This is a genomic window from Berryella intestinalis (assembly GCF_000814825.1).
In the GTDB taxonomy this organism is placed as follows: Bacteria; Actinomycetota; Coriobacteriia; order Coriobacteriales; family Eggerthellaceae; genus Berryella; species Berryella intestinalis.
Window position 1 is genome coordinate 901,630 of the sequence record NZ_CP009302.1, and the last position, 19,551, is coordinate 921,180.

Here is a 19,551-nt window from a genome sequence, read left to right on the forward strand (position 1 = left end):
CCGGATTGCGTGGAGGTTACGGTTGGATCGATTCGAGGAAGTGACCGTCAAGGGCATGACGGCTGTCGAGGCCCCGCGCGAGCGCGCGGTTGTGGTCGGGGTGGATCGCCCCGGCCTCGACTGGCCGGTCGCTTCGTCGCTTCAGGAGCTGTCGCGCCTGGTCGATACGGCGGGTGCGGAGGTCGTCGGCTCGTTTACCCAACGCTTGGTCAAACCGAACCCGCGCACTCTCATCGGCTCGGGAAAGGTGTCCGAGATCGCCGAGGCCGCGCGCTCCCTGAAGGCCGATGTGGTGGTATTCGACGACGAGCTGACGCCGTCTCAGCAGGCGAACCTCGAGAAGGGCTTCGACAAGGCGATCAAGGTGCTCGACCGCACGGCGCTGATCCTCGACATCTTTGCGCTGCATGCGACGACGAAAGAGGGCCGCTTACAGGTCAAGCTGGCTCAGAACCAGTACCTTCTCCCGCGCTTGCGCGGCATGTGGGCCCACCTCGCCTCCAACCGCATGGGCGGCGGCGTGGGCTCGCGATTCGGCGAGGGGGAGAGCCAGCTGGAAGTGGACCGTCGCATGGTGCGCAAACGCATCACGTCGATCAAGCGCGAGCTCGAGCATGTGAAAAGCGTGCGCAGCGTGCAGCGGGAAGGACGCTACAGCACGGGCGTCTTCAAGGTCGCTATCGCGGGTTACACGAATGCGGGCAAGTCCACGCTCATCAACCACCTGACGGATGCGGGCGTTTACAGCGACGACAAGCTGTTCGCGACCCTCGACTCCACTACGAGGCGGTTTGCGCTGCCGGAAGGGCGCATCATCACCCTCACGGATACCGTCGGGTTCATCAAGAAGCTCCCGACCACCCTGGTGGAGTCGTTCAAGTCTACGCTCGACGAGATCAACGGCGCGGATCTGATCCTGCACGTGGTGGATGCTTCGAGCGACGAGCTGTCGTTTCACATCGAGGCGGTGAACGAGGTGCTCGGTCAGATCGGAGCCGAGAAGATCCCGCGCCTGCTCGTGTTCAACAAAACCGATGCCCTGGACGAAGCGACGTTGGGGGCGTTCAGGAAGCGCTATTCGGAAGGCGTGTTCATTTCAGCTGCCACAGGTGACGGAATGGACGACTTGCTGGCCGTGGTATCGCATGCGGCCTCCGCAGACGAGGCGCTGTTCGAGGTCGAGATCCCGTTTTCGTGCGGGGAACTGGTCTCGTTGGCGCATGAGCGCTGCCGCGTTGTGTCCGAAAGCTACACCGAGCAGGGAACGCGGCTCTCCCTGTTCGTTCCGCCCGCACACGAGCGTTTCTTCCGTCCTTACGCTATTTAATTCAGTTTTGATTAATAGTTCAGCTTGAGTTCTGTCATATTAAACAAAACGCTATATTCTTCTGAAAACCGCGACCACTTTGCCCACGATCGTGCAGTCCCGGGTGATGATGGGCTCCATGGATGAGTTTTCGGGCTGAAGGCGAATGTGGTCGCGTTCGCGGTAGAAACGCTTCACGGTCGCGCCGTCTTCGATGAGCGCTACGACGATCTCGCCGTTGTTGGCGACCTTCTGCTCTTTGACGACGACGTAATCGCCGTCGTTGATCCCGGCTTCGATCATCGATTCCCCTCGCACCGAGAGCATGAACGACGGGGCGTCTCCGACTATTTCGGTGGGAAGCGTCATTGTGTCCGTTATGTTTTCCTCTGCGAAGATCGGTTCGCCGGCAGCCACGTTTCCCACGAGGGGGATTTCCACCGCATTGCCGAACCGGGGTGCGATGATGTTGGTCGGCTCGACGAGCTGTTCTTCGTCGGGGTGCGTGAGCGTTATCGAGCGGGATTTCAAAGGATCGCGCTCGATGTAGCCCTTCTGTTCGAGCGCTCCGAGATGGACGTGGACCGTGGAAGGGGAGGACAGGTCGAGTGCGGTGCAGATCTCGCGCACTGTGGGGCCGTAGCCCTTTTCGCGGATGCACGCTTCGATGCATTCGAGCACCGCGCGCTGCTTCTTCGTAAGCTTCTCAGGCATGTTTCCTCCAAACACGAACATTTGTTTGAAAAATCTTTGACAAGAACCTTTGTTCGATTTATTATAAACACGAACAAAGGTTCTATGCAAGCGAAAGGCATGGTATGAACGTCAAAGATTCCAAGCGCTGCCCGGTGGTGGGAACTTCAGCTCTGCAGTACCAGGGCGTTCGGTACGGGAAGATAATCTCGTTCAACGATATCAAGCGGAGCGCGGAACGGGGCTCTGAAACCATGCAGCCCGATCGTCGGCATCAGGGTTCAAGCGCCTTACCGTCGTATTCCGCGGAACCGGCGGTCGGCCGCACAGCGAAGTCGGTCGTCGACGGTCTTCTTGACACGACGGTGCTCGGCTGCAGCGATGCTGTGTGCAGCATCGCTTACGAAGATGCCCGCGGAGTGTCGTTCGGCCTGCTCACTAAGGGTCAGTCCCTGGTTTTGGGCGCTGGCCTGGTGCTGCTCGCCTCTCTCGGGATGTTTCTCGGAGCCTAAGCGCTCCGAATCCCTGCGCTCTCTATGGGCTTGGTTGTCCGCCGAACATCTCGCGCTCGTTGCATGGTACTCTAGGAGGACCGAAGCAAAGGAGCGATATGCGCTGTTCAGCATGTGGAAATCTTGAATCGAAGGTCGTGGATTCCCGTCCTTCGGACGACGGGACCTCGGTCCGCCGTCGGCGCGAGTGCCTTAAATGCGGGAATCGTTTCACAACGTACGAGCGCCTCATCGACACATCGTTCATGGTTATCAAATCCGACGGGTCGTCTGAGGCGTACGATCGCGACAAGCTGATGCGGGGCCTGCTGATCGCCTGCGCTAAGCGCCCGATCTCGCCCGAGCAGATCGAAAGCCTGGTCGATGATATCGAGTCGTCTTTGCGCTCCGAATCGAAGACCGACGTGTACTCCAAGGATCTCGGTTCGATGATCATGAGCCGCCTCGTGAAGCTCGATGACGTCGCTTACGTTCGTTTTGCCAGTGTGTACAAGCATTTCAATAGCGTCGAGGAGTTCGCCGAAGCGCTTGAGGAGTTGAACAGATAATGGGTATCGAATTGAAAATCAAAAAGCTCGACCCTTCGATCGAGCTCCCTGCGTATGCCTATCCGGGTGATGCGGGGCTGGATCTGCGATCGGCAGAGGACGCTGTTCTGAAGCCGTTCGAGCGCAAGCTTATAGGGACTGGGTTGGCGGTCGCCATTCCCGAGGGGTATGCGGGCTTCGTTCTGCCTCGAAGCGGTTTGGCCGCCAAGCACGGCATTTCCATCGTGAACGCTCCCGGGCTCGTCGACAGCGGGTATCGCGGAGAGCTGAAAGTCGCGCTGTTGAACATCGATGCCGAAAACGAGTTCAGGATCGAGCGCGGCGACCGCATCGCTCAGCTCACCATCTTGGCCACACCGGTTGTCACTTTGGCGCCTTGCGAAGAACTGCCTTCCTCCGAACGCGGTCTTGGCGGGTTCGGAAGCAGCGGGGTTTAGCTATTCGGTCCGACGCCGCATGGACTCGCTTGGTTTCAGGTGATTTCTGGTGTTAGGACTCGAATCATCAAATACAGGCCCTTAGAATCGATCTGAGGGCTTTACACGGTATTTTCCCAGTTCAAACTATAGGAAAAATATGGCTGAAAAGAAGAACGAAGACAACGAGGATCGTACGTCCGACGTCGAGGAGCGCGATGGGCGGGATCAGGGCGCACCAGAGCCTCCCAAGGGCTACGATGCGAACGGCTGGAGCGACCCCTCGAAAGATTTCGATCGGGATCCGCGGGCCAGCTTGGAAAGCCTGCTTATGAACGGATTGTCGTTCAACGCCACCGACGAGGATCGGGTCCGGATAAAGCGAGGCCGCACCTTGCTGACGATCGCGAACGTTGCCGGACCGATATCGCTGTTCATCGGCGGCGTTCTGCTCAGCAGCGTCGGCACGGTGTGCGGGATCGTCTCGTTCGTCAATTTCAAGCGCGTGGGTGATGGACATCCTGAAAAGCCGCTGGTTGGAAAGCTTCTGAAGCGTCAGGCGGCGGTTGGCATAGGGATCTCGGGAATAGCGCTCGTCATCAATCTCGTCGCAGCGATCATGATTTTTCCCATGATCATGGACGCAGTCGAAAGCGGCGACCTTTCCGCGGTGTTCAACTCTCAGGACCAGGCGCTTAATCTGCCGGCCGATCGCGGTACGGGAACCGGCACGGACGGCAACTCCACCTGGGGTTAAGAGCACGCCTGTCTCTAAGCTACCTATAAGATTGATAATATATGTTATGTAAACTTAGGAGGAAGGAAAAGACGAGCCCGACCCACGCTCATCGGATCGGACCCGCTTCCCCTCTCGCCTTCGACGGATTCCGTGCAAAGGCGAAACCCTATTCTTCGTCGAGCTCGCATTCGACGGCTTCTTTGTATTTGGCGTAGAGCTCAGGGCAAGCCTTCCTCATGTTCAAAGGCTCGAACGTTTCGCTGTCGACGATGCACAGCGTGGTGAACCCCGTCACGCAGGGCCGCTCGAACTGAAGGTCCATCCCCTTGCGGAAGATCTCGTAGGAATATGTGACCCGGACGGCGGTGAGCTTCGAGACCCAGATCCTGATGAGCGCGGTGTCCCCGTACCTCAGCGACGACGAATACGACAGATGCATCTCCGTCACCGGGGCCATGATGTTCTGCTTTTCGAGTTCTGCGTAGGGAAACCCGAGATCAGCTATGAATTTCTCGCGGGCGTCCTCGAAGTACAGCGGATAGTTCGCGTGGTACACGACGCCCATGCAGTCCGTTTCCCCGTAACGTACCGGGACTTCGACTACCTTGACCATGATCTCTCCTTTTTATGGCTTTTCATCAAGCATTATATTGCCCGAGAACAAACAAGGGCCCTTCCGGGGCGATCTACCCTCATCATTCCATAATTTAACTTATCCGATTGAGGATTCGCGGATGCGGTTGTGGCATGATGGATCGGTATGCAGCAAGGGAGGTAAAGCGTTGAACACTCATGATCGAACCAGCGGTAATACGGGGCGGCTGACGGCGAAAATGGCCCTCGAGCTGGCGGCCCCGCATACTTGGCCCGCCGCCATCCTCCCCACGCTGGCGGCCGTGTGCATGGCGGCCACGCGGGTCGAGTCGCTTTCGGTGTCGCTGTCTTTGGCCATGCTGGCGATCGTCGTGCTGTTCCAATCGGCGGCCAACACCTTCAACGATTATTACGACTGCATCAAGGGGACGGACAGCGAGGACGACTACGTCGATCCCAGCGACTCGGTCCTGGTCTACAACGACGTGGACCCCCGCTGCGCTTTGAGGCTCGCCGTGGGCTTCGTGGCCGCCGCATTCGCGCTCGGTATCTACGTGATCGTGCAGGCGGGATTGTTTCCCCTGCTGATCGGGGTGATCGGAGCCTTCTTCGTCGTCGTGTACTCGGCTGGGAAGACTCCCCTCTCCTATCTGCCGCTCGGAGAGGCGGTAAGCGGCGTCGTCATGGGCGCTCTGGTGCCCTTCGCCGTCGTGCAGGCGCTTACCGGATCGGTCGAGCCGCTCGTGCTCGTATGGAGCGCGCCGTTGGCCCTCTTGGTCGGCTTGATCATGTTCACCAACAACATCAGCGACATCGAGCGCGACGTTCCGGCGCAGCGCAGGACCCTGGCGATCGCACTCGGGCGCGAGCGGGCGCGATCGCTGTACCACGCGCTTGCGGTCGCGAGCGTCGTTGCGATGCTGGCCGTTTTGGCGGTGTGGTTCCCCAAAGGGCTGATCGTGATGCCGTTCATGGTGCTGGGTTCTCTGCCCCTTTTCCAGGCGCTGTTCCGAAACCCGCTCACCCCCGAGCGGCGCCTCCAGTCGATGCCGCAGATCCTCACGGTGAACATCGTGCTGGGCGCGTTCTATTCGGCGGCGATCCTGCTGTCGGCCTCGGTCGACCTGTCGCTGTAGCGGTTCCGAGCCGGCTTTTCAGCGCCACTCCAGCTGCGCCATTCCTCCCCGCGCTTTAAGGCGGCGCTTCCATCGGTCGAGGTCGAACCTTGCAAGCAGCGCGGCCGGAGGGGCCGGCTCGTCGTCTTCCAGAACGCCCGCGATATAGGCTATGTGCCCGATGATGCCCTCGGGGGTCCGGTATCGGGCGATCAACTCGTCAAACGATGCGTCCCGGTTTCTCTTGGAGAGCCGTCGCCCGCTCGCATCGACCAGCAAGGGGACATGGGCGTAGGAGGGGTTGCCGAATCCCAGCAGGTTTTGCAGGTACATCTGCTGCGGGGTCGACGAGAGCAGGTCGCAACCGCGCACGATGCAGGTAACCCCCTGGTAGAAATCGTCGGCAACGACGGCGAGCTGGTAGGCGAAGGACCCATCGGCTCGCCGCACGACGAAGTCCCCGCAATCCGTTGCGAGGTTCTGCTCGAATGATCCTTGGACCAGGTCGTTCACCCGATAAACAGCATCCGGGGCGAACACCCGCCAGGACGGGACCCGCAGTTTCGATCTGCGCTCGACCTCGCTCGAGGGGATATCCCTGCAGGTTCCCGCATACACGTAGCGCTCGCCGGCATGGGGGGCCGACGCAGCGCGCAGATCGGCGCGCGTGCAGAAACAGGGGTAGACGCGCGTTTTCTGCGAGAGGGCATCGAACGCGAGGCGGTATGCGTCGTCGCGCCCGCTTTGGTAGAAAGGCCCCCGATCCCAGGTGAGTCCCAGCGACTCGAAGTCCCGCATGATCTGGTCGGCGTAGGAGGGCTTCGACCGCTCTCGGTCGAGATCCTCGATGCGCAAAACGATGCTGCCCCCCTGCGATCTGACGATCAGCCACGAAAGGAGGGCGGCGTAGATGTTTCCCGCATGCATGCGCCCCGTCGGGCTGGGCGCGAAGCGGCCGACGACGGTCACGGTCTGCTAACCCAGATCGCCCTGGGCGAATTCCAGCGCGAGGTCGAATGCCCGCGTGTTGGCCTCAACGGTCTTGGGGGGAACCTTCCCCTCGATCGCCTGTATCCAAGCGTCGCGCCCGAACCCGAGCCGCGCTTCGAGCGCCCCTAGAAGGACGACGTTGACGGTCTTCGGATTGCCGGCCTCTCGGGCGATCTTCGTGGCGGGAACGATCACCGCGCCGAGCCGCTCGAGTTTCGTTCGGGCCTGCGCGGGCATGGACGCGCGTCCGCAGGCGACGGGCAGGGGCTTGATGGTCTCGTCGGATACGAGGAGGTATCCCCCCTCTTTCAGGTACGGCGCATTGCGCAGGGCCTCGGTGGTCTCGAAGGAGACCACGCAGTCGGCCATGCCGGCATCGGCGACCATAGTGGAGACGCTTTCGCCGAAGCGGACGACCGTGGTGACGGCGCCGCCTCGCTGGGCCATCCCGTGGATCTCGGAAACCTTCACTTCGAGGCCGGCCGCCAGAGCGGCGCGGGCAAGCAGGTCGGCGGCGAGGATGGTCCCCTGCCCCCCGACTCCGCAAAGAAGGACGGTGCGCGCGTTCATAGGACTTCCCTCCTAGGCCGAAAGGCCGGTCAGCTGCTCGATGGCGTTCGAATGGCAGTACTGCTCGCACTGCCCGCACCCGACGCACAGCGACTGGTCGATCGAAGCCAGGCCGCTTTCAGGGTCTTTGGACAGAGCGGGGCACCCAATGGAGGTGCAGGCCCCGCAGGCGGTGCAGTTGCCGTTGATGAAGTAGTTGGGACGCCGGTCCCTGCTCAAAAGCACGCACGGCGCCTTGAACACGATGACGGTCAGCTCGTCGGCCTGGTCTTTGGTCGCGGTGCGCAGCGCAGCGCGCACGGCCTTGGCGTTGTGCGGGTCCACTTCCAAAACATGGTCGACGTCGATCGCGCGAAGCAGCCCGACGAGGTCGAGCTCCCTGCTGGGGCGTCCCTGGAGGGTTTCCCCGTTGAAGGGGTTGCCCTGGCGCCCGGTCATGGCCGTCGTGCGGTTGTCGAGGATGCAGACGGTGCCCTTCCCCCGGTTGTACACCGTCGAGATGAGGGACGAGAGGCCCGAATGGGCGAACGTCGAGTCACCGATGATGCCCACGACGGGTCGATGCTGCGTGCCTGCGAGCGCGAGCTCGAATCCGTGAGACATCGAGACCGAGGCCCCCATGTCGAGGCAGGTGTCGATCGCGGACAGCGGCGCGAGCGCACCCAGGGTGTAGCAGCCGATGTCGCCGGTGACGATGGCCTTGATGCGCGAGAGCTCCTTGAACACCAGGCGGTGCGGGCAGCCCGGGCAGAGCGCGGGCGGACGCGCGGGCACATCGCCGAACGCATCGGCGTGCGCGGGCTCCTCGTAGCCGAAGGCGGTGCGGATGAGGCCGGGTGAAAGCTCGCCGTCGCGCGGCAGGGGCCGTTCGAACGCAGCGGGCTCGATGCCCAGTGCGCGCACCTGGTCGGCGAAGTACTCGGATCCCTCCTCGACCACGTACACCCTGTCGACCGAGCTTGCGAACTCCTCGAGCGCTCGCTGCGGCAAGGGCCAGCTGACCCCCAGCTTGAACACCGAGGCATCGGGCAGCGCCTCGCAGACGTGCTGGTAGACGGCTCCGGCGCAGATCACCCCGACCTCTGTTCCCTTGCGGACCACCTTGTTGTACGGGCAGGTCTCAACCCATGCGCGCAGCGCGTCGATGCGCTCGAGCTGGATCTTGCGGCGCGGTTTGGCGAAGGCGGGCATCATGACCCATTTCGCAGCGTCCTTCTCGTAGGGCTTGATGTCGCGGGTGCGGCGCGGCCCCGTCTCGACGGCGGTTTTGGTGTGCGACACGCGCACCGTCGAGCGGATGAACACGGGCACGTCGAACTCTTCGGAGATATCGAAGGCGTCGCGCGTGAAGGCCAGCGCCTCGGCCGAGTCCGCCGGGTCGAGCATGGGGATGTGGGCCGCCCGCGCGTACCAGTGGGAGTCCTGCTCGTCTTGGGACGAGTACATGCCCGGGTCGTCGGCGGCGAGTATGACGAACCCGCCGTTCACGCCGGTATACGCCGCTGTGAACAGGGGGTCTGCCGCGACGTTCACGCCGACGTGCTTCATGGTGGAAAGCACGCGCGCGCCGGCGGCGGAAGCGCCCATGCCCACTTCGACGGCCACCTTCTCGTTCGTGCACCATTCCGCGTACACGTCGTCGAAGGTGCAGAACGTCTCGAGCGTTTCGGTGGACGGCGTTCCGGGATAGGCCACTCCGATATGGGCGCCCGCCTCCCAGGCGCCGCGCGCTATGGCCTCGTTTCCTGATAAAAGTTCCATGTGATGCCTCTCGTCAATTCGACGGTTCCACTGCCCCGCCGACCTTCGGGTCGGCGGCCCCCTCGGGTTGCCGCAAGAATGGGAACCATCCGAACAGGATAAACGTTCCAGGCTCCGATAGCGCCGCAAACGGGGCTATCGTCGCGATTTCGTAGTCGTTCGGCGCCGGGCCGCGCCACCTGCCAGCGGCACCTGTTCAGCCCTAGAGGTCCGTTTCGGCGCAGCGGGCGCCCCCTGGAGGGGCTTTCCTACTGCGCCTCGCAATAGTGCAGGCAGAACTCGCCGATCTGGATCTTGTCGCCCACGGTGAGCGTGGCTACGTCGACGCTGCTGTTGTTGACCCACACGCCGTTGAAGGAGTTGTTGTCGCGGATCGTCGCGCTGCCACCCTGCACGGTGAGGGTCGCGTGGTTGCGCGAAACCGTCATGTCGTTCAGGAACACGTCGCAGCGCGGATCGCGCCCGATGGACAGCTCGCCGTCGTACAGGTCGATGACGGCTCCGGTCCGCGGGCCGCGAATGACCTTGAGGCATCCGGGCTTGCGCGCATCCCTGGTTTGGACGGGGCGGTTCGCGCCGGTGAGCTGGAGGGGCGCGAACGATTCGGTGGAGCCGTTGAATTTGAAACCGCACGCGGGACACGACAGGGCCGTGTCGTCGGCAACGCTGTTGCAAATGGGGCAGGTTCGGCTCATGGTGCACCTCCGGGCGCGGTTACGCTTGGTTTTTCTGGTTGTTCTTGATTATAGGCGTATTGTTGTGCACGGTAACGACGTTCTGGCGGTCATCGCTGCTTCCGAACAGGCCCCAGAACCAGTTCGAGATGCGGTCGAAGATGCCGGGCGCGTCGACGGTCTCGGCGGCCAGCAGATCGTAGCTGGCTATCGTCTCGTTGTGCTGCTTGAACGAGATGGTGCCCACCTTCTGGCCGGCTTTGACGACCCCTGAAAGCCGGCTGCCGTCTATCTGGACGTCCTGGCTGACGTTTCCGTCGAGGTCGAACACGCGCACCGATGCGTTGGGATCCGCGATCGTCACGTCGAGGGTGTCCCCGTGGCGGTCGGCCAGCTCGACCTGCGCCACCAGCGGAACCTCGGTCACCGTGGAGTTCGCGGCCATGCTGACCGTTTGATCGGCATTCACCAGGCGGTAGTCGATGTAGTGGCGGTATCCCCACTCGAACAGCGCCTGCGCATCGTCGAAGCGCGTCTGGGCGGTGTCGGAATGCAGCACGACGGCGTAGAGCTTCATGCTCCCGTCGCTGGCGGCCCCCATGAACGAGGGCCCGGCCAGAAGCGTCTCCCCCGTCTTGATTCCGATGGCGCGGTCGTACATCTCGAGCAGCGCGTCGGTGGTTTCGAGGTCGATCTGGGTGTTGGCGCCGTTCCTCTTGACCACGATCGACGTGCTGCCGCCCTTCACGATCGCGGCGATCGCGTCGTTTTCCATCGCTTTTCTCGCTACGAGGGCCTGGTCGGCGGCGGTGCTGTGGAGGGCTCCCGCGAAGGACCCGTCGTCGAGCCCGTGAGGGTTCTCGTAGACGGTGTCGGCGCAGCCCAGCTCCTTGGCCTTGGCGTTCATCTTCGCGACGAAGGCCGCCGCGGGGGTGTCGGCCAGACCGGGCTCGTCTTTGAGGATGGCGGCCCCTGCGGCCTCCGCGATGGCGACGGCGGCATCGTTTCCCGAGGGGACCAGCAGCGCCTTCAGCGCGGTCTCGAACGACATGGTATCGCCCGCCATGAGGTTGGCCGACGACTCGCCTATCGTGGCGGCCGTATCGCTCACGGAGACCTGCTCGTCGAGCTTGAGGTAGTCCATGCTTACGAGCGCGGTCATCACCTTGGTGATCGAGGCGATCTGCGCGGGCGCGTTTGCATCGCGTTGGAACAGGGGGTTTCCCTCCGAGTCGACCAGGACGGCGTAGTCGGCGGCCACGTCGGGGCAGTCCCCCACCGACAGCCCCAGGCCCTCGACGGTGGAGTCGCCGATCTGGTCGGACCTGCGCACGTCCGCGAAGGCCGGCAGCGCGGGAAACGCCAGGGCCGCGGCGAGGGACAGCGCGAGGAGGGAGCGAGCGCCCCCCTTCGCCCTGCCCGTGCCGGTGGGTCGGTTAGTCCAGATCATAGATATCGGATGGGTCGGCGATGCGGAACCCGGCGTCTTTCAGCGCCGCCTCGACGGATCGGGGGTCTTCGACCTTCAGGATGTCGAGCGCGTCGTCGGTGTTGGAGGAGATGCAGTAAAGGTACTCGATGTTCACCTTGTGCTCGCCCAGCGCGTCGAGGACCTCGACGAGCCCGCCGGCCCGATCGGCCACGTAGACGCCCAGGACGTCGACGGTTCGCGCACGGTACCCCCGCTGCTCCAACTCGCGGGCCGCCGCTTCGGGTCGGTCGCACAGGAAGCGGGCGACCCCGTACTCGGCCGTGTCGGCCAGCACGAGCGCGTGCACGTTGATGCCGGCATCGGCCAGCGCCCTGCACACCGACGAGAGGCGCCCCTGCTCGTTCGCCAGAAAAACGGTAAGCTGCTTGATCATCGCGCCACCTTCTCCCTCAGATCGAATACGCGTTTGGCCTTCCCTTCCGAGCGCTCGATGGTCATCGGCTCGACCAGCTTCACGTCGACGCCGATCTGCAGGTTGCTCTTGAGCTCGGCCTTGAGGCGCGCCTTGACCTCTTCGAGCTTCCTGATCTCGTCGAAGGGGAACTCGGGAACGGTTTCCACCTGCAGCTCCATGCGGTCGAGGTGACCGTCTGTGCGCAGGATGATCTTGTATTGGGCCGCGATCTCGGGGATTGCGGTGATGACCTGCTCGATCTGGGACGGGAACACGTTCACGCCGCGGATGATCATCATGTCGTCCGAGCGCCCGACGATGTCGTCGATCATGCGGTGGGTGCGCCCGCATGCGCATTCCCGATCGACGATGCGCGTGATGTCGCGCGTGCGGTAGCGCACCATGGGGCAGCACTCGCGCGTCAGCGTGGTGAACACCAGCTCGCCGTACTGGCCGTCGGGCACGGGCAAAAGCGTGTCGGGATCGATGATCTCGGCGTAGAAGTGGTCCTCGGCCAGATGGAGCCCGTTGTTGAACTCGCAGGAAAACGCCACGCCCGGCCCCATGATCTCGGAGAGGCCGTAGACGTTCACGTAGCGGATGCCCAGTTTGCGGGCGAGTTCGTCTTTCAGGCCGTCGGAAGCCGCTTCGGCTCCGAAGATGCCGGCGGACAGCTTGAGGTCGGCATGCGGATCCATGCCCATCTCGATCATGGTGTCTGCCAGCAGCAGCGCGTAGGAAGGCGTGCAGGCGATGATGGTGGTGCCCAGGTCCTTCATCATCTGGATCTGGCGCTGGGTGTTGCCCGACGAGGTGGGGATGACCGTGGCGCCGGCGCGCTCGCTTCCGGTGTGCGCCCCCAAACCGCCCGTGAACAGGCCGTATCCGTACGATACCTGAACGGTGGATTCGGGGCCTCCCCCGGCCATGTAGATGCCGCGCGCGAAGCAGTCGGCCCAGTTGGCCAGATCGGACGCCGTGCTGCCCACGACCGTCGCCTGACCGGTGGTGCCCGATGACGCATGGATGCGCGCTACCTGGTGCTGTTCCACTGCGAACAGGCCGAACGGGTAGTTGTCGCGCATGTCCTGCTTCTTGATGAAAGGGAACTTGGGGAGATCCTCGAGCGACTTGAGATCGCCCGGCTCCACCCCGGCCTCTTTCCAGGACTCACGGTAGAAAGGGATGTTGTCAAAGGCATGCTGGACCGTCCATCGAGCGCGCTTAAACTGCAACTTCCCCAGCTGCTCTCGAGACATGGTCTCGATGTCCGGCTGGTAGTATGCCATTGTCCTCACCTTTCTTTCCAAACGGGGCGGCTAAAAAAACATCCCCTGCTGGGGATAGCGAGATTGTAGCAGGTGATCAGCTGTTTTTCGCATGCGTGGAATTCGTTAACACACAAGTAATACGTTTGGGCCCCGCCACCTCTCGGCAGCCCCCCGAGGTTTTGGGAGGGGCTTCCTTCGGCTTGCCCGATGCGCAGGCGCGCGGGGGCTTACGACACCAGGACGGCCAGCAGCGGGATGGTGGCCAGCGCGAGGACCGTGGTGATGAAGGTGCCCTGCGACATGGCCTTGACGTCGCCGTCGTACATGAGGGCCATCATGGTTCCCATCGACGCCACCGGCATGCCGGCGCCGACCACGATGACGCCCAGGATCAGGGGATCGTCGATGAAGGGCCGCATCGCGAAGAACAGGGCGACGGGGATGACCAGCAGGCGCATGACCGAGGTGACGTAGGGTTTCGCGTGCGAGAGCATCTCTTTGGGCGACATGGTGGCCAGTGTTGAGCCGATGATCAGCATCGAGGCGGGGACGGTCATCTGCCCGATGTAGTTCAGGGTGTTGCCCACCAGTCCCCCGTTGTCGGTGATGCCCAGCGATGCCAGCACGAGGGCGACGATGCAGGCGATCATGGCGGGGTTCATGAGGTTGCGCAAGACCTTTTTCACCCGGCGTTTGAGCGACGGGCCGGCTTTGGGGGCGCCTCCCTGTTTGATCATGGCCTCTCCGCAGGTGAACGCGAAGATGTTGAACGGGATGTTGTTGATGACGCCGTAGAACACCGCAGCGGGCCCGAAGATGGCGTTGAGGATGGGAAGGCCGACGAAGCTGGTGTTCCCGAACCCCATCATGAAGGAATGGGCGCCGCGCGTGGCGGGCTCGAGGTTGGGATAGAGACGCGGGACGAGGTAGGAAACGACCATCATCAGCACGTAGGCGAGCATCGAGAACCCGAGGATCCGCATGATGGTGGCGAAGTCGGGCAGGCCGGTGTTGTTCAGAACCGACGATATCATCAGCGCGGGAAGCGAGAAGTTCATCACGAGGCGGGACAGCATGGTGTCGAACGCGCTGTTCATGAAGTCGAGTTTTCGGGCGATGACGCCGGCTGCCGCCAAAAGGGTGAGTTCGATCATCTGAAAGGCTGCGTGCGAAAAGATATCCATGCTGAACTTCTTAGTCTCGTGCTTCTCTTAGGCTCCAACGAACAAGGAGACACCTCGCGCGAAAGTGTCTCCTTTGATTCAATCTATACCAACGGGCCGCGGTTTTCCCCAACTCCAACCGAAACCCACAGGCACGTAACAAACGCTTAATTCTTGCGGTCGGACAGAAGGCGGTTCAGGGCGTTCACGTAGGCCTTGGCAGACGACACGATGATGTCGCCGTCGGCTCCCCTGCCGGCGAAGATGCGTCCGTCGGAGGCAGCCACGCGCACGGTCACCTCGCCGAGGGCCGCCAGGCCGCGGGTGACGGACTGGACGGAGAACTCCGACAGCTCGTTGTCCACGCGGATGATCTGGTTCACGGCCTTGAACACCGCGTCGATGGGTCCCACGCCGCAGGTGCAGACGGTGGTGTCGATCCCGTTGGGGTCTTTCAGGGTGACCGTCGCCGTGGGGATCAGGGGGTATCCGCTCGACACCTGGACGCTGACGATGGAGTACAGGGCCGCAGCCTCTCGCTCGCGTTCGTTGACCAGGCTCTCCAGATCCTCGTCGAAGACCTCCTTCTTCTTGTCAGCCAGGTCGAGGAACGCCTCGTAGATCTTGTCGAGCTCGTCTTTCTCGAACTCGTATCCCAGCTCGATCAGGCGGTGCTTGAGCGCCGCGTGGCCCGAGCGCGCCGTGAGGATGATCTTGGACTGGCCCGCACCCACCTCTTCGGGATCGATGATCTCGTAGGTGGAGCGCTGCTTGAGCACGCCGTCTTGGTGGATGCCCGAGGAGTGCGCGAACGCATTGGCTCCCACGATGGCCTTGTTGGCCTGGACGTTCATGCCGGTGATGGACGACACGAGGCGGCTCGCCTTGACGAACTCGCGCGTGTTGACGTCGGTGTGGGCGTCGAGCTCTTCCCCGTGCATGCGGATGGCCATGACGACCTCTTCCATGGCGGTGTTTCCCGCGCGCTCGCCCAGGCCGTTGATGGTGCATTCGATCTGGGTGGCGCCGTTGCGCACGCCGGCCATGGCCAGCGCGGTGGCCATGCCGAGGTCGTTGTGGCAGTGCACGGAGATATCCACGTTCTCGATGCCGCGCACGTTGTCGCGCAGGTACTTGATGCGCCGCCCGTACTCCTCGGGCAGCGAGAAGCCGGTGGTGTCGGGGATGTTCACGACGGTGGCTCCCGCATCGACGACGGCTTGGATGACGCGCACCAAAAAGTCGTAGTCCGAACGGCCCGCGTCCTCGGCGTAGAACTCCACGTCGTCGACGAACTGCTTGGCGTACGAGACGCACTCGATCGCGCGCTCGACCACCTGGTCCTCGGTCATCTTCAGCTTGTCGTGTATGTGGGAGGGCGACACGCCGATGCCGGTGTGGATGCGCGGGCGCTTGGCGTACTTCAAGGCGTCGGCGGCGCTGTCGATGTCTTTCTTGACGGCGCGCGTGAGGGCGCAGACGGTGGCGTTGTCGCCGGCCAACTCGGCGATGCGGCGCACGCTCTCGAAGTCGCCCGGGCTCGAAATGGGGAAACCCGCTTCGATGACGTCGACGTTCAAACGCAGAAGCTCGCGCGCCACCACCAGTTTCTCCTCGGTGTTCATCGATGCGCCGGGCGACTGCTCGCCGTCGCGCAAGGTGGTGTCGAAGATCTTGATCTTCCGAGTCATGCGAGTCTCCTTTCCTGTGAGTGGGTGGTTGCCTATGCTTTCGGCGCCCGCAGGGGGCAAGGGGTATCCGGGAAGCCCCCGAGCGGAGCACCCCTCGGGGGCCCTGCCCCGCGGCGGCTTCGCCCGGGGACCTGGAGGCGCGGTCGCTCCCCCAGGTCCGAAGAGCCGTTTATTTCTTGATCCAGGTGAACATCGAGCGGATCTTCTCGCCGGTCTTCTCGATCTCGTGGCTGTTGATGGCCTCGCGCTGCTCGAGCAGCCACTTGTGGTCGTTGTTGCAGTCCGCCACGAACTCGCGTGCGAAGTCCCCGTTCTGGATGCGCTCGAGGATCTCCTTCATAGCCGCGCGCGACTCGTCGTTGATGACCTTGGGGCCGGCGTAGTACTCGCCGTACTCGGCGGTGTTGGAGATCGAGTAGTTCATGAAGTGGATGCCGCTTTCGTACATGAGGTCCACGATCATCTTCATCTCGTGGTAGCACTCGAAATACGCCAGCTCGGCCGGATAGCCCGCGTCAACCAGCGTTTCGAAGCCGGCCTTCACCAGCTCGACCAGACCGCCGCACAGAACCGCCTGCTCACCGAACAGGTCCTCTTCGGTTTCCTGGGCGAAGGTGGCCTTGATGATGCCCGTGCGGGCGCCGCCCACGCCCCAGCAGTACGACAGCGCGATGTCCCAGGCATCCCCCGTGGCGTCCTGGTGCACGCAGGCCAGATCGGGTACGCCCGAGCCCTCGGTGTACTGGCGGCGCACGATGTGGCCGGGGCCCTTGGGCGCGCACATGATGACGTTCACGTCCTCGGGCGCGGTGATGTAGCCGTAGTGGATGTTGAAGCCGTGCGCGAACGCGAGGGTGTCGCCGGCATGCAGGTGCGGGGCGATCTGCTCTTCGTAGACCTTGGCCTGGATCTCGTCGGGGACGAGGATCATGATGACGTCGGCCTCTTCGGCGGCCTGCTCGACGGAAACGACGTTCAGGCCGGCTTCGCGGGCGGCCTCGGCCGAAGAGGATCCTTCGCGCAGGCCGACGCGCACGTCGCATCCCGAGTCCTTGAGGTTGAGCGCGTGGGCGTGGCCCTGCGATCCGTAGCCGATGACGGCGATCTTCTTGCCCTTGATGACCTCGGGGTTGCAGTCCTCTTCGTAGTAGATGGTGACAGCCATGTCGCTTCCTTTCGTCTGTTGGCTGCTGTTACTGGTATCGCGTGCGCTTTCGCGCAGGTGATCGTGCTTAAAGCCGGTCGGCGCCTCCTTGCGCCCCTTCGCGGGCCGGCAGCGTCGCGCGGCCGCTAGCTTTCCTTCGAGCTTCGGCCCATGGCGATCTTGCCGGTGCGCGTGGCTTCCTTCAGGCCGTAGGCGCGGAACAGGTCCTCCATGCCCTTGAGCTTCGCTTCGTCGCCGGTCGCCTCGACGGTGAGCGAGGTGCGGCCCACGTCCACGATGTTGGCGCGGAACACGTTGGCGATCTCGATGATCTCGCCGCGGCGCTCGGCCGGCGCGTTCACCTTGAACAAGACGAGCTCGCGCTCGATGGCGCTGTCGTTGGTGAGGTCGCTGATCTTGTGCACGCTGGTGAGCTTGTGGAGCTGCTTGGTGAGCTGCTCGTAGGCAACCTCGTTGGCGTTCACGATGATGGTGACGCGCGATTTGGTGGGGTCTTCGGTGGGACCCACGGACAGCGACTCGATGTTGAATCCCCGTCGCGAGATGAGGCCGGTAACGCGCGAGAGCACGCCGGGGCTGTTCTCGACCAAGATTGAGAGCACATGTTTCATTACTTCGCTCCTTCCGGCGTTGCGACTTCGGGCGAATCCTCGGGTCCGACGCGCACGGCCCCGGCCGCGCTGTCGATGGCGCCGGTGACCTCCGAGAGGCCCTTTCCGGGCGCCACCATGGGAAACACGCTCTGGTCGCGCGGGATGCACACGTCGAGCAGGTAAGGGCCGGGCGCGTCGAGCATGCGCTTGTAGGCGGCCGCCAGCTCGCTTGCGCTGGTCACCTGCTCGCCCTGCCACCCGTAGGCATCGGCCAGCTTCACGAAATCGGGGTTGTCGGCCAGCTCGGTGAACGAGTAGCGGCGCTTGTAGAACAGCTTCTGCCACTGGCGCACCATGCCGAGCGCGCGGTTGTCGAGCACCACCACCTTCACCGGCACGTTGCCGATGGCGGCCGTGGCCATCTCCTGACTGTTCATCTGGAACGACCCGTCCCCGGCGATGCAGACGACGGTCTTGTCGGGACACCCTATGGCCGCCCCGATGGCGGCGGGGAACCCGAAGCCCATGGTGCCGGCGCCGCCCGAGCTGAGGAAGGAGCGCGGGCGCTCGGTGTCGACGAACTGCGCGGCCCACATCTGGTGCTGGCCCACCTCGGTGACGACGATGGTGTTGTCCGGATCGATGAGGTGCGAGAGCAGCTGGATGGACACCTCGGGCACGATCACGTCGTTGTCGGGGTCGAGGCGCTTGTCGTAGAGCGGGTAGCGCTCGCGCCACGCGGACACTTCGGCCAGCCAGTCGGCGGTGTCGGGCGCCTTCTTCGACTTGCCGAAGCTCTCGATGAGGCTGGCGAACACCGATTTGAGGTCGCCGACCACGGGGATCTGCGGGTCGATGATCTTGCCGATCTCGGCCGGATCGATGTCGATGTGGATGAGATCGGCGTTGGGCGCGAAGCTCTTCACGTTGCCCGTCACGCGGTCTGAGAAGCGCGCGCCGGCGGCGATGATGAGGTCGGCGTGGTTCAGCGTGAGGTTCGCGTACTTCGATCCGTGCATGCCCACCATGCCGAGGTTCAGCGGATCGTCCGTGGGCATGACGCCCTTGCTCATCAGCGTGGTGACCACGGGGATCTGCAGTATGTTGGCAAGTTCGGTGACTTCGGAAGACGCGTTCGACGCGATGGCTCCCCCGCCGACGTAGAACACCGGGCGACGGGCCTGGGCGATGCGCTCGGCCGCGGCGCGGATCTGCTTGGCGTTGCCGCGGTAGGTCGGGCGGTACGACGGGATGTTCACGTCGTCGGGGTACTCGAACACCACTTCCTCGATGGTGATGTCGGAGGGGATGTCGATGAGCACCGGGCCGGGACGCCCCGTCTTCGCGATGTGGAAGGCCTCGCGGAAGGTGGAGGCGAGCTCGTCTACCGACTGCAGCAGGTAGCTGTGCTTGACGATGGGCATGGTGATGCCCACGATGTCGGACTCCTGGAAGGCGTCGGTGCCGATGACGGCGCGCGGGACCTGCCCGGTGATGACCACCAGGGGAACCGAGTCCATGTAGGCCGTCGCGATGCCGGTGACTGTGTTGGTGGCTCCCGGGCCGCTCGTCACCAGCACGACGCCCACGTTGCCGGTTGCGCGCGCGTAGCCGTCGGCGGCATGGACCGCGCCCTGCTCGTGGCGCACCAGCACGTGTTCGATGATCTCGGAGTCGTACAGGGCGTCGTAGATGCGGATGACCTGGCCTCCCGGGTAGCCGAAGAGGGTGTCGACCCCTTCGGCCTCCAACGAGGCGATGACGGCCTGGGCCCCGGTCATCCTCATGCCCTGTTTGGCGTTGCGGCTTCCCGGGCCCTTCGGCGCGCCGGCGCGGGCGACCGTCATGGCCGCGCGCTCGCTGG

20 protein-coding genes are annotated in these 19,551 nt (G+C 63.3%); 6 read left to right on the forward strand and 14 right to left on the reverse strand.

The features are described 5' to 3' along the window. The first annotated feature begins 55 nt into the window (after nt 1–55). Nucleotides 56–1,327, forward strand: coding sequence for a GTPase HflX (gene hflX / locus JI75_RS04015; protein WP_039690493.1), 1,272 nt, complete (start codon nt 56–58; stop codon nt 1,325–1,327). A 51-nt stretch (nt 1,328–1,378) separates the two neighbouring features. Here the strand turns inward: hflX and lexA are convergent, their stop codons facing one another. Further along, on the reverse strand, nt 1,379–2,020 hold the full coding sequence (lexA, locus tag JI75_RS04020) for a transcriptional repressor LexA (RefSeq protein ID WP_039690495.1): 642 nt from the start codon (nt 2,018–2,020) through the stop codon (nt 1,379–1,381). A 104-nt stretch (nt 2,021–2,124) separates the two neighbouring features. On the opposite strand from lexA, the gene JI75_RS04025 reads away from it, so the two are divergent. The 4 genes from JI75_RS04025 to JI75_RS04040 all read left to right on the forward strand — a co-directional run bounded on the left by JI75_RS04025 (nt 2,125) and on the right by JI75_RS04040 (nt 4,232). Further along, nucleotides 2,125–2,511, forward strand: a complete 387-nt coding sequence (locus JI75_RS04025; RefSeq protein WP_039688951.1) for a hypothetical protein — start codon at nt 2,125–2,127, stop codon at nt 2,509–2,511. Nucleotides 2,512–2,609: 98 nt separating this feature from the next. Further along, entirely contained in the window at nt 2,610–3,059 is a 450-nt protein-coding gene (nrdR, locus tag JI75_RS04030) for a transcriptional regulator NrdR (protein WP_039688953.1), read from the forward strand. Further along, nucleotides 3,059–3,496 (forward strand): dUTP diphosphatase, encoded by a 438-nt coding sequence (gene dut / locus JI75_RS04035; protein WP_039688955.1) that lies wholly within the window; start codon nt 3,059–3,061, stop codon nt 3,494–3,496. The genes nrdR and dut overlap by 1 nt, the downstream gene beginning before the upstream one ends. Before the next feature lie 139 nt (nt 3,497–3,635). Next, nucleotides 3,636–4,232 (forward strand): hypothetical protein, encoded by a 597-nt coding sequence (locus JI75_RS04040; RefSeq protein ID WP_039688957.1) that lies wholly within the window; start codon nt 3,636–3,638, stop codon nt 4,230–4,232. A 148-nt stretch (nt 4,233–4,380) separates the two neighbouring features. Here the strand turns inward: JI75_RS04040 and JI75_RS04045 are convergent, their stop codons facing one another. Beyond that, nucleotides 4,381–4,827, reverse strand: a complete 447-nt coding sequence (locus tag JI75_RS04045; protein WP_039688959.1) for an acyl-CoA thioesterase — start codon at nt 4,825–4,827, stop codon at nt 4,381–4,383. Between the two features lie 169 nt (nt 4,828–4,996). Here JI75_RS04045 and JI75_RS04050 point away from each other — a divergent pair, with 169 nt between their 5' ends. Next, nucleotides 4,997–5,944 carry a prenyltransferase gene (locus tag JI75_RS04050; protein WP_240993223.1) on the forward strand — a complete coding sequence of 316 codons (948 nt, stop codon included), beginning with the start codon at nt 4,997–4,999 and terminating at the stop codon, nt 5,942–5,944. 18 nt (nt 5,945–5,962) lie between these two features. Here the strand turns inward: JI75_RS04050 and gluQRS are convergent, their stop codons facing one another. The 12 genes from gluQRS to ilvB form a co-directional block, all read right to left on the reverse strand. Further along, entirely contained in the window at nt 5,963–6,892 is a 930-nt protein-coding gene (gluQRS, locus tag JI75_RS04055) for a tRNA glutamyl-Q(34) synthetase GluQRS (RefSeq protein ID WP_052241576.1), read from the reverse strand. Between the two features lie 6 nt (nt 6,893–6,898). After that, nucleotides 6,899–7,483 carry an indolepyruvate oxidoreductase subunit beta gene (locus tag JI75_RS04060; RefSeq protein WP_039688962.1) on the reverse strand — a complete coding sequence of 195 codons (585 nt, stop codon included), beginning with the start codon at nt 7,481–7,483 and terminating at the stop codon, nt 6,899–6,901. Nucleotides 7,484–7,495: 12 nt separating this feature from the next. Further along, nucleotides 7,496–9,244 (reverse strand): thiamine pyrophosphate-dependent enzyme, encoded by a 1,749-nt coding sequence (locus JI75_RS04065; RefSeq protein ID WP_039688964.1) that lies wholly within the window; start codon nt 9,242–9,244, stop codon nt 7,496–7,498. A 248-nt stretch (nt 9,245–9,492) separates the two neighbouring features. Continuing rightward, on the reverse strand, nt 9,493–9,939 hold the full coding sequence (locus tag JI75_RS04070; RefSeq protein ID WP_039688966.1) for an FHA domain-containing protein: 447 nt from the start codon (nt 9,937–9,939) through the stop codon (nt 9,493–9,495). Between the two features lie 19 nt (nt 9,940–9,958). Beyond that, nucleotides 9,959–11,368, reverse strand: a complete 1,410-nt coding sequence (locus JI75_RS04075; protein WP_039688969.1) for a D-alanyl-D-alanine carboxypeptidase family protein — start codon at nt 11,366–11,368, stop codon at nt 9,959–9,961. Beyond that, nucleotides 11,355–11,783: an ACT domain-containing protein gene (locus JI75_RS04080; protein ID WP_039688971.1), complete on the reverse strand. Its 429-nt coding sequence runs from the start codon at nt 11,781–11,783 to the stop codon at nt 11,355–11,357. Before JI75_RS04080 ends, JI75_RS04075 begins: the two co-directional genes overlap by 14 nt. Continuing rightward, the gene (locus JI75_RS04085) at nt 11,780–13,093 is read right to left on the reverse strand and encodes a phenylacetate--CoA ligase family protein (RefSeq protein WP_039688973.1); all 1,314 of its coding nucleotides are present in this window, start codon (nt 13,091–13,093) and stop codon (nt 11,780–11,782) included. Before JI75_RS04085 ends, JI75_RS04080 begins: the two co-directional genes overlap by 4 nt. A 209-nt stretch (nt 13,094–13,302) precedes the next feature. Beyond that, nucleotides 13,303–14,229: an AEC family transporter gene (locus JI75_RS04090; protein WP_158407618.1), complete on the reverse strand. Its 927-nt coding sequence runs from the start codon at nt 14,227–14,229 to the stop codon at nt 13,303–13,305. A gap of 176 nt (nt 14,230–14,405) precedes the next feature. Further along, nucleotides 14,406–15,929, reverse strand: a complete 1,524-nt coding sequence (locus tag JI75_RS04095; RefSeq protein ID WP_039688977.1) for a 2-isopropylmalate synthase — start codon at nt 15,927–15,929, stop codon at nt 14,406–14,408. Between the two features lie 169 nt (nt 15,930–16,098). Then, nucleotides 16,099–17,151: a ketol-acid reductoisomerase gene (ilvC, locus tag JI75_RS04100; protein WP_277141254.1), complete on the reverse strand. Its 1,053-nt coding sequence runs from the start codon at nt 17,149–17,151 to the stop codon at nt 16,099–16,101. A 68-nt stretch (nt 17,152–17,219) separates the two neighbouring features. After that, nucleotides 17,220–17,705 (reverse strand): acetolactate synthase small subunit, encoded by a 486-nt coding sequence (ilvN, locus tag JI75_RS04105; protein ID WP_039688979.1) that lies wholly within the window; start codon nt 17,703–17,705, stop codon nt 17,220–17,222. Then, complete coding sequence (gene ilvB / locus JI75_RS04110) at nt 17,705–19,534, reverse strand: biosynthetic-type acetolactate synthase large subunit (protein WP_039690500.1); 1,830 nt, start codon at nt 19,532–19,534, stop codon at nt 17,705–17,707. Before ilvB ends, ilvN begins: the two co-directional genes overlap by 1 nt. Between the last annotated feature and the right edge of the window lie 17 nt (nt 19,535–19,551).